The sequence below is a fragment of the Cellulomonas sp. P1_G12_2 genome (genome assembly GCF_056405535.1).
This window is the reverse complement of record NZ_JBFUBX010000001.1, coordinates 1,175,644-1,185,333: the sequence shown is the minus strand read 5'-3', so window position 1 is coordinate 1,185,333 and position 9,690 is coordinate 1,175,644. Positions and strand designations below refer to the sequence as shown.

Below are 9,690 nucleotides of genomic sequence, written 5' to 3'. Positions count from 1 at the left end.
TGAGCGGTCTGCCCGGCGGGCGAGGAGCGCGACTGCGGCGAAGAACGCCACGGTCAACGCGAGGAAGGCCACATCGGCCATGGGTCTCACAGCACCTTCGACGGCGGACGGGCGGAAGCCCGTGGCTGCCACCCGGCGACCCGCACCACGGGCCGCATCCGCTGGTCTACCCCTCCGATCGGGGCGTCGCCGGGGGCCTTGACGGGATCTTGACGGCACCGCCGCAACTCTTAGCGCAACGTTGTCGGCGCACATCGCTTCATCGCCGCCATGCTCGAGAGACACCTGGAACGGACCGTCGGTCGACCTCGACCTCCCCAGCCGTTCCTGGGACACGCACAGGAGCAGGAGTGATGGTGGACAGTCCGTCGTTCGTCCGGTCTCATCGACAGGTGGTGCTCGTCTACGCGGTCACCGCACCCCTGATCGTCGCGGCGACCCTGCACGCACTCCGGGACCAGGTGACCTCCACCACGGCGGCACTGGTGCTGGTGCTGCTGGTCGTCACCGCCGCGGCCACGGGGATGCGTTCGGCCGGCATCGTGGCCGCGCTGTCGGCGGGCGTGTGGTTCGACTTCTTCCTCACCGAGCCCTACGGCAGCTTCAAGGTCACCAACGGCGACGACATCCAGGCCACGGTTCTGCTGCTGATCGTCGGTGTGGCCGTCAGCGAGATCGCGTTGTGGGGCCGCCGTCAGGAGGCCCGGGCGAGCAGGCGCGCGGGCTATCTCGACGGTGTCTTCGGCACCGCGGACATCGTCGCCCAGTCCGAGGCCTCGCCGGAGGCTCTGATCAACCGCGTCCGGGAGCAGATCGTGGCCATCCTCGACATCGACGACTGCCGCTTCGAGGCCCGGGGGGCGCTGGGGCGCTCGACGACCCGGCTGAACCACGACGGCTCGGTCACGCAGCGCGGTGCCGAGTTCGACGTCGACCGGCACGGCTTGCCGACCGACGACGTGATCGCGCTGGACGTCAGCCACGGCGGCGTCCTGCAGGGCCGGTTCGCGCTCACCGCGTCGACCCGGGTGGTGCGGCCGACCGTCGAGCAGCGCCGCGTCGTCGTCCTGCTCGCGGACCAGGTCGGCTCCGCGCTTGGCACCCGAGCGCAGGCCCATCGTGCAGACGGAGCGTAGTCAGGCGACCGGGCAGGCTCAGCGCGCCAGCCGAAGGCCGTCCCCGAGGGCGACGACCTGGCCCCTTGATCCCGACTGGTCACGCGTATAGCGTTCTGGTTGTGCGTATAGCCGCGCCGGGCAGCACTCCGGCGTCCGATCTCACCGCGCGGGCCAGGATCCGCGACGCGGCGATCTCGTGCTTCGCCGAGGAGGGCTTCGACGCCTCGTTCCGCACCATCGCTCAGCGGGCCGGCGTCTCCCCCGGGCTGATCACGCACCACTTCGGCTCCAAGGCCGCGCTGCGTGCGGAGTGCGACGCCGAGGTGCTGCGCCACTACCAGGCGCTGAAGACCGACAGCCTCGCCGACCCCAGCGCCTACCTGCTCGCGAACCTCACCGGGCCGAGCGCCGCCGCGCCGCTCGTCGTCTACCTGCTCCGCGCCATCCACGCCGGGGGCAAGCCCGCCCAGGAGTTCCTCGAGCACCTCATCGACAGCGCCCGGGAGGTCATGCGGGCGGGCGTCGAGACGGGCCTGGTGCGCCCGTCGCGTGACGAGGAGGCGCGTCTGCGCTACCTGACCTACCAGACGATGGGCGCGCTGCTCATCCAGTTCCTCACGACCCCCGGCGCCACCCCGGACGAGTTCGTGATGTCGGCCCGGGACGGTCAGCGCGACCAGATCCTCCCGACGCTCGAGCTGTTCTCCGAGGGCCTCCTCACCACCCGACGGATGCTCGACGACTACCTCCTCTACATCGGGGACCCGCCGCGGTCGGAGTCCGAGCCCGACCCTGACGAGCGCAGCGCGTGACGCACTGCACCCCCATCCACGCAAGGAATCGAAGGAACCAGGCATGTCCACCACCGCGATGGCCCTCCAGGTCGAGGGTCTCGAGAAGAGCTTCGGAACCGTCCGCGCCCTGCGCGGCCTCGACCTGGCGGTCCCGACCGGCCAGGTGACCGGCTTCCTCGGCCCCAACGGCTCGGGGAAGACCACGACGATCCGCATCCTGCTCGGCCTGCTGAAGGCGGACGGCGGGCGAGCCAGCCTGCTCGGTGGGGACCCGTGGGCCGACGCGGTCGCCCTGCACCGGCGGGTCGCCTACGTCCCGGGAGACGTCACGCTCTGGCCGAACCTCACCGGCGGCGAGGCGATCGACATCCTGTGCCGGCTGTCCGGCCCGCTGGACCCGAAGCGCAAGAAGGCGATGCTCGAACGGTTCGAGCTCGACCCGACCAAGAAGGCCCGCACGTACTCCAAGGGCAACCGGCAGAAGGTCGCGCTCGTCGCGGCGCTGGCCTCCGACGCAGAGCTGCTGCTCCTCGACGAGCCGACCAGCGGCCTCGACCCGCTCATGGAGGCGGCGTTCACCGAGTCGATCCGCGAGGTGAAGGCCGCCGGACGCTCCGTCCTGCTGTCCAGCCACATCTTCTCCGAGGTCGAGAAGCTCGCCGACCGGGTGACGATCATCCGCGAGGGCGTCACGGTCGAGTCCGGCACCATCGCCGAGCTCCGCCACCTGACGCGCACCCAGGTGAGCACGGTGCTCGAGCGCGGGGCCGACGGCCTCGCGACATTGCCGGGGGTGCACGACCTCCTGGTCGTCGACGGCCGCGTGACGTTCGCGGTCGACGACGCCGAGCTGCCGACCGTGCTCTCCGCGGTGGCGGCCCTGAGCCCGCGTTCGCTCGAGGCCAACCCGCCGTCGCTGGAGGCCCTGTTCCTGCGCCACTACGGCGACGAGCTCGCGGCGCTGGCCACCGGGAGCGAGCGATGACCGCCACCGTCCGGGTGCCGGAGGTCACGTCCACCGCACCCCGTCCGAGCTCGGCGACGCTCGCCGGCGTCGGTCCGATGGCGCGGTTCGTGGTGCGCCGCAACCGCGTGCGGCTCGCGGTGTGGTTCGTCGTGCTCGTCGGCATGTTCGCCTACGTGGCGTCGTACTACACGGAGATGTTCCCGACCCAGCAGTCGCTCGACGACTTCGCGGCCCTCTCCAACACGCCCGGCATCAAGGCCCTGACGGGCCTCTCCGCCGCGGCGGACACCCTCGGCGGCGCGGTGTGGACCAAGAGCTGGATGACGATCGCCCTCGGGCTCGCGATCGGCGCCGCGTTCCTGGTGACCAGGAACGGCCGGGCCGACGAAGAGGTGGGACGCACCGAGCTGCTGCGCTCGCGGATGCTGGGCGTGCACGCCTACTCCACCGCGTCGTGGCTGGTCATCGGCCTGCTCTGCGTCGCGGTCGGGCTCGGCATCGCCCTCGTCTCCGCGTCGAACGGACTCGACCCCGACGGAACCGGGATCGCGGGGTCGTTCGTCATCGGCGCCTCCGTGACCGGCGTCGGCCTGTTCGGGCTCGGCGTGGGCGCGGTCGCGGGCCAGGTGGCGTCGACCTCCCGCGGTGCCAACGCCCTCGCGTCCGCGGTGATCATCGGCTTCTACGTCCTGCGGATGGTCGGCGACCTCGGCAACGGTGCGCTCACGTGGGCCTCACCCATCGGGTGGGGCCAGAACATGGAGCCGTACGCCGGCAACCGGTGGTGGCCGTTCGGGCTGCTCCTGCTGGCCACCGTCGCGCTGCTCGCCGTCGCGACCAGGATCGAGTCGACGCGCGACCACGGCGCGGGCCTGCGTGCCGAGCGCCCCGGCCCGGCCGATGCACCCCCGCGCCTCGCGTCGCCGCTCGGGCTCGGCCTGCGGCTCCAGCGCGGTCCGATCATCGGGTGGACCATCGCGGTGGTGCTCGCGGGGCTGCTCTACGGCTCGGTGATCGACGCGATGACCGAGCTGCTGGACGACGCCGCCGGCGGGGTGAACGACCTCCTGCGGGGCGTGGGCGTCCAGGCGCTGCTCGCCCTGCTCGCCGGGATGATCGCGCTGGTCACCGCGATCTTCGCCACCCAGCAGGCCGTGTCCCTGCGCACCGAGGAGGCGAGCGGGCTGATCGAGCCCCAGCTGGCCGGCTCGCTCTCCCGGACCCGGTGGGCGCTGCAGCGGCTGCTCATCCCCGTCGTCGGGTCGGCGGTGCTGCTGCTCGTCGGCGGCGGGCTGCTCGGTGCGGTCTACGGCTCGGTGATCGGCGACTCGTCGGAGGCCGGGACGATGGCCGGCGCCGCACTGGTGTACTGGCCCGCCGTCATGGTGCTCGTCGGCATCGCCGTCGCGCTGTTCGGCTGGCTGCCCCGCCTGGCGATCCCCGTGACGTGGGGCGTGCTCGCGGCGATGTGGTTCGCGGCGATGCTCGGCGACGTGTTCGGGCTGCCGCGGTGGCTCCTCGACGGGCTGCCGTTCTCGGCGGTGCCCTACCTGCCGCTCGAGCCGATGTCGTGGACGCCGGTCGTGATCATGACCGCCGTGGCGGCCGCGCTCGTGTGGACGGGCGTCGACCGGTTCAACCGCCGCGACGTGCAGACCGGGTGACGCGATGCACCCGCCGCGTTGCCCCGACGGACGTGGTCGGTAGTGTCCGGCCATGGCGCGACGTGGCGAGCTCCAGGAGGTGGAGCTCCTCGACGAGGGCGACGAGGGCGACGGCGGCGATCCTGGTGCCGCACCGGTGCGGCGGCGCCGGCGCACCGCACTGGTCGTCGTCGCACTGGTCGTCGTCGTCACCCTGGCCTGTGTGCAGTGGTTCGTCACCGCCCGTGAGCGCTCCGCGATCGCCGCACTGGCCGCGGTGCCCGGCGTGCTCGCCCCGGTCGACGAGCACCTCGAGATCGAGCGCCGCGTGCCCTCCGACGACGCCGCGGAGCTGTTCGGCTTCGGCGGCGGCTCCTTCGAACGTGCCGCGGACGGGTCGCAGTCGTTCACCTGGGCACCCGCCGGCGACGAAGGACCCACCTGGACCACCGCGCTGGCGGGCCCGTCCCCCGCGCTCGCCCAGCACGCGGCCGACGACGTCATCGCCGGCAGCTACTGCGTGCCCGACAACGCGCCCGGCACGGAGCCGAGCGCTGCGGGCACGATCGTCTGCGTCGTCTCGGACGGCGGCTTCGTCATCGACCACGCCAACAACGACGGCCTCGCGCGCGTGCCGGCCACGACCACGCGGGTGATGGTCCTGTCCGCGGCAGACGGCACGATCGCCTCGACCTGGCCCGTGGAGGCGGGTGACGAACCGGCCGTGTTCGCGGTGCTGGACGACGCCGTCGCGATCGCGTCCACCGCGGCGACCGGCACCACTCTGACCGTCTACGACGTCGTCACCGGCGACTCACGCTGGTCGCGCTCGAGCCCGACACCCGACGGCGCGGAGCGCACCCCGCTCTCGAACGTCGCTCTGTTCCGGGTGGGTGCCGTGCTCGCCTACGCACCGCCGGAGCAGCCGCTGACGCTGATCGCCGGCGACGGCACCGTGGTCCGCGAGCTGGCCGGCTCGATCGGTGACAGATTCGGGTTCGTCACCGACGAGCGCGGCAGGATGAACCTGCAGTCCGCGGTCGACGGCGAGCCGCGCACGATCCTGCTCGCCGACGACGCCGAACCCGCGCACGACGTGACCGTCGACGGCAACGTCGCCTACACCGCGGTGGACGACGGCTCCGTTCCTGACCTGCTCCTGAGCTACGACACCGAGCTGCACGCGTGGGACAGGAACACGGGCGAGCGACGCTGGTCGAACGAGACCGTGGTCAGCGCGTCCGGCGTCCTGATCATGCGAGGTCGCGTCTTCGTGCTGGCCACCGGGTTCGTCGCCGCGTTCGACGGAGTCAGCGGCCGGAAGCTGTGGGCGACGACCCCCGAGGACGCGCTGATGCCGAGCACGATCTCGACCGACGGCCGACACCTGCTCGCCACCCTGGAGCCGACGACGTCCGCGGACGAGCAGCCGACCCTGGTCGCGTACGACCCGGCCAGCGGGACGGAGGTGTTCCGTGCGCCCTACCCCGCGGGGGTCGGCGACGTCTCGCCCGTCAACGGCCGGCTCATCGGGCGCGACACCACGACCGACGGCGCCGACTTCTCCTACGTCCTGCTCCGGTGAGCCGCCCTACCGGGAGCTCGCCGACCTGAGCTCGCCGTCGACCTCGTCGACCCAGCGGGCGACGTGCTCGGCGTCGCGCCAGTCCCCGGCGTGCGTCTTGGCCATCGCGCTCGCCGGGAAGCCCGTGGCGTCGGGCTCGAGGCGGCCGCCGAAAGTCTGGACGCCGCGTGCACCGATCTTCGCCGCCGCATCCTTGACGTGGGGAACCGGCGGGATCTGCCTCGTCGCGGCCGACCCGTCGAGCGGGCCCGTCGCGACGAGCCACACGGGCAACGTGGAGAGGCGATCAGCCTGACGCTTGACGAGCCGCCGCGCGTCCTTGTTCCAGCGGCCCGCGTAGAGGGCGCCCGCGACGATGACCGCGTCGACGTCCTGGAGGTCCGTGACCTCGGCGGCCGGCCGGACGACCGGGTCGTAGCCGCGGCTGCGCAGGTCGTCACCGATCAGCTCCGCGAGGCCTTGGGTGCCTCCCCTCGACGTCCCATAGGCAACCAGCACGTGCGTCATGTTGTCCTCCCACCCGCGAGCGACCCGCGCACCTGCGCGGCCCTCCTCGATGGTCGATCAGGCGCGTCGCGCGCAGCAGGGCCGGAGGTCCCTTGCCTGTGGCCTCCACGAAGCGGCGGACCACAGGAAGAATGAGCCCGTGACGACCGCCGCGCCCGACCACCGACGCGCCGAGGTGCTGCCCGCACCGTGGTCCCTCCCCCCGGAGGAGGTGCTGGCAGGGGTCGCCGGCTCACCCGGCGGGTTGACCGGACGCGAGGCGGAGGCACGGCTCGCCCGGGACGGCCGCAACGAGCTGCCCGAACCGCCGCAGCAGTCGGTCTGGAGGCGCCTGCTGAGCCAGTACGCCGACGTCCTGATCTACATCCTGATCGGCGCGGCGGTGCTCAAGGCCCTCACCCAGGACTGGGTCGACTTCGCCGTGATCGTCGTGGTGATCGTCGCGACCGGCCTGATCGGGTTCGTCCAGGAGGGGCGCGCGGCGTCGGCGCTCGCGGGTCTGCGCAGGATGCAGTCGCTCGACGCGCAAGTGAGACGCGACGGTGACTGGGGGGTGGTCGACGCCGCGAGCCTCGTGGTCGGTGACGTCGTCCGGGTGCGCGGCGGGGACCGCGTGCCGGCCGACGTGCGCCTGCTCGCCTCGGCCCAGCTGCAGGTCGACGAGTCCGCCCTGACCGGGGAGTCGGTGGCGGCGACCAAGTCCGCCGAGGCCAACGAGGCGGACGCGGGCATCGGCGACCGGACGTCGATGCTGTTCTCCGGGACGATCGTGACCGCCGGCAACGGCGAGGGGGTGGTCGTCGCGACGGGGTCCGGTACCGAGATCGGGCGTATCTCCGCGCTGGTCACGGAGCAGGACGCGATCGACACGCCGCTGGCCCGGCAGCTGGCGCACCTGGGCACGCAGCTCTCCGTCCTGATCGGGGTGCTCGCCGTCGTCATGCTGCTGGTCGGCCGGTTCGTGCACGGCCTGGGGGTCGACGAGCTGATCTCGGCGGCCATCGGGTTCGCGGTCGCCGCGGTGCCCGAGGGCCTGCCCGCGCTGGTGACGATCACGCTGGCGCTCGGCGTGCAGCAGATGGCCCGCCACCGCGCGATCACCCGGCGGATGGAGGCCGTCGAGACGCTCGGGTCGACGACGACCATCTGCTCGGACAAGACCGGCACGCTCACCCAGAACGAGATGACCGCACGCACGGTGGTCACCACCGCCGGCGCCTACGACGTGGAGGGCACCGGCTACGACCCCGTGGGCCGTGTCGCCACCGCGGAGGGCACGACGGCGGCGCTCGACGTGCACCGCGACCTCGCCGCCCTGGTGCTCGCGGTCAGCCTGTGCAACGACGCACGCGTCGAGCAGACCGAGGACGGCTGGCGCGTGGTCGGTCAGCCCACCGAGGGCGCCCTCGACGTGCTGGCGACGAAGGCCGGGGTGGACGTCCGCCGGTCCGCGCGCGTCGGCGCGGTGCCGTTCGACTCCGCGCACAAGTTCGCGGCGACCCTGGACGACCTGCCCGGCGGCTCCCGGGTGGTGCACGCGGTCGGCGCCCCGGACCGCCTGCTCGACCGGTCCGGCACCGAGCTCGCGCCCGACGGCGTCGTCAGGCCGCTGGACCGGGAGGCGTGGGACGAGCGGATCGACGCCCTGTCCGCCCTCGGCCTGCGCGTGCTCGCCGCGACCGTCCGCCCGGCCGACGGCGTCCACGAGATCGCCCTCGACGACCTCGACGAGGGCCTCACGTTCCTCGGCGTCGTCGGCATCGTCGACCCGCCGCGCCCCGAGGCCACCGCGGCGATCGCGGAGGCCCACGCGGCGGGCATCCGCGTGAAGATGATCACCGGCGACCACCGGGGCACCGCGACGGCGATCGCCCGCGAGCTGGGCATCGCCCCCGAGCGCGGCATGGTCCGGGCTCTGACCGGCGCAGACCTGCAGGGCATGGACGACGACGAGCTGCGCGAGGTCGTGCGCGACGTCGACGTCTTCGCCCGGACGTCCCCCGAGCACAAGCTCCGGATCGTCCGCGCGCTGCAGTTCCACGGTGAGGTCGTGGCGATGACCGGCGACGGCGTCAACGACGCCCCCTCGATCACCCGCGCGGACGTCGGCGTCGCCATGGGGATCAAGGGCACCGAGGCCACCAAGGAGGCCGCCGACATCGTCCTGGCCGACGACAACTTCGCGACGATCGAGCGCGCGGTCGAGGAGGGCCGGCGGATCTACGACAACATCCGCAAGGCCGTCGTGTTCCTGCTGCCCACCAACGGCGCGCAGTCCCTGGTGATCCTCGTCGCCGTGCTGGCCGGGCTGGCCCTGCCGCTGTCGCCCGTGCAGATCCTCTGGATCAACCTGGCCACCGCGATCACGCTCTCGCTGACGCTCGCGGGCGAGCCTGCGGAACCCGGCATCATGGCGCGGCCGCCCCGGTCGCCGAGCGAGCAGGTGCTGTCCTCGCGCGCCATCGCGGTGGTCCTGATCGCCTCGGTGGTCCTCGGTGCCGCGACGCTCGTCGTCTACCTGCTCGAGCGCGCGCGGACCGGTGACTACGCCGAGGCGCAGACGTCCGCGGTCATGATGCTCGCCCTGGGCCAGCTCGCCTTCCTGCTGAACTGCCGCCTGCTCAGCACGTCCGCCTTCACCACGCGGGTGCTCACCGGCAACCCCAGCCTGTGGGTCTCCGCCGGAGCCCTCCTCGGGCTGCAGCTCGTGTTCACCTACGCGCCCTTCATGAACGCGTGGTTCGGCTCCACCCCGATCGGGCCGCACAGCTGGGCGCTGACGGCGGGGATCGCCGTGGTGGTCTTCCTGGTGATCGAAGCCGCGAAGGCGGTCCTGCGCGCTACGCGTCCGGGGCCTGGTAGAAGTTCCGCTCCCACCGGTGGCGCCGGATGACGTCGCGCTGGGTCTCGGTCAGCCTGCGGCCGTCGCTGGTCGCGGCGTTCCGCTCCACGTTGCGCACGGTGCGCATGCCCGCGATCACGGTGGACACGGCGGGCTGGTCGAGGACGTAGCGCAGGGCGAGGTCGGGCAGCTCGTCGGTGCCGACGCCCAGGTCGGCGACGAGCGCCTCCACGT

8 protein-coding genes are annotated in these 9,690 nt (G+C 72.7%); 6 read left to right on the top strand and 2 right to left on the bottom strand.

What is annotated here, in order from left to right; genetic code table 11:
* The first annotated feature begins 353 nt into the window (after positions 1 to 353).
* The 5 genes from AC1DXT_RS05685 to AC1DXT_RS05665 all read left to right on the top strand — a co-directional run bounded on the left by AC1DXT_RS05685 (position 354) and on the right by AC1DXT_RS05665 (position 6,107).
* A complete protein-coding gene (locus AC1DXT_RS05685) occupies positions 354 to 1,136 on the top strand; it encodes a DUF4118 domain-containing protein (protein ID WP_477060368.1) in 783 nt (260 codons plus the stop codon).
* A gap of 101 nt (positions 1,137 to 1,237) precedes the next feature.
* Positions 1,238 to 1,930, top strand: coding sequence for a TetR/AcrR family transcriptional regulator (locus AC1DXT_RS05680; protein ID WP_477060367.1), 693 nt, complete (start codon positions 1,238 to 1,240; stop codon positions 1,928 to 1,930).
* 43 nt (positions 1,931 to 1,973) lie between these two features.
* Complete coding sequence (locus AC1DXT_RS05675) at positions 1,974 to 2,897, top strand: ABC transporter ATP-binding protein (RefSeq protein WP_477060366.1); 924 nt, start codon at positions 1,974 to 1,976, stop codon at positions 2,895 to 2,897.
* Complete coding sequence (locus tag AC1DXT_RS05670) at positions 2,894 to 4,543, top strand: ABC transporter permease (RefSeq protein WP_477060365.1); 1,650 nt, start codon at positions 2,894 to 2,896, stop codon at positions 4,541 to 4,543. The genes AC1DXT_RS05675 and AC1DXT_RS05670 overlap by 4 nt, the downstream gene beginning before the upstream one ends.
* Positions 4,544 to 4,595: 52 nt before the next feature.
* Positions 4,596 to 6,107, top strand: a complete 1,512-nt coding sequence (locus AC1DXT_RS05665; protein WP_477060364.1) for an outer membrane protein assembly factor BamB family protein — start codon at positions 4,596 to 4,598, stop codon at positions 6,105 to 6,107.
* A gap of 6 nt (positions 6,108 to 6,113) precedes the next feature.
* Here AC1DXT_RS05665 and AC1DXT_RS05660 read toward each other — a convergent pair whose 3' ends face one another.
* Positions 6,114 to 6,614, bottom strand: coding sequence for a flavodoxin domain-containing protein (locus AC1DXT_RS05660; RefSeq protein WP_477060363.1), 501 nt, complete (start codon positions 6,612 to 6,614; stop codon positions 6,114 to 6,116).
* A gap of 139 nt (positions 6,615 to 6,753) precedes the next feature.
* Between AC1DXT_RS05660 and AC1DXT_RS05655 the strand changes: the two genes are divergently transcribed.
* Positions 6,754 to 9,507 (top strand): cation-translocating P-type ATPase, encoded by a 2,754-nt coding sequence (locus tag AC1DXT_RS05655; RefSeq protein ID WP_477060362.1) that lies wholly within the window; start codon positions 6,754 to 6,756, stop codon positions 9,505 to 9,507.
* On the opposite strand, the gene AC1DXT_RS05650 is transcribed toward AC1DXT_RS05655, so the two are convergent.
* Positions 9,455 to 9,688 carry a hypothetical protein gene (locus tag AC1DXT_RS05650; protein ID WP_477060361.1) on the bottom strand — a complete coding sequence of 78 codons (234 nt, stop codon included), beginning with the start codon at positions 9,686 to 9,688 and terminating at the stop codon, positions 9,455 to 9,457. The genes AC1DXT_RS05655 and AC1DXT_RS05650 overlap by 53 nt on opposite strands.
* Positions 9,689 to 9,690 lie beyond the last annotated feature (2 nt).

Bases quoted from the DNA above. Each gene is read 5' to 3' on its own strand.
- AC1DXT_RS05675 (WP_477060366.1), top strand. From the start codon at position 1,974: ATGTCCACCACCGCGATGGCCCTCCAGGTCGAGGGTCTCGAGAAGAGC.
- AC1DXT_RS05660 (WP_477060363.1), bottom strand. From the start codon at position 6,614: ATGACGCACGTGCTGGTTGCCTATGGGACGTCGAGGGGAGGCACCCAA.
- AC1DXT_RS05665 (WP_477060364.1), top strand. From the start codon at position 4,596: ATGGCGCGACGTGGCGAGCTCCAGGAGGTGGAGCTCCTCGACGAGGGC.
- AC1DXT_RS05685 (WP_477060368.1), top strand. From the start codon at position 354: ATGGTGGACAGTCCGTCGTTCGTCCGGTCTCATCGACAGGTGGTGCTC.
- AC1DXT_RS05670 (WP_477060365.1), top strand. From the start codon at position 2,894: ATGACCGCCACCGTCCGGGTGCCGGAGGTCACGTCCACCGCACCCCGT.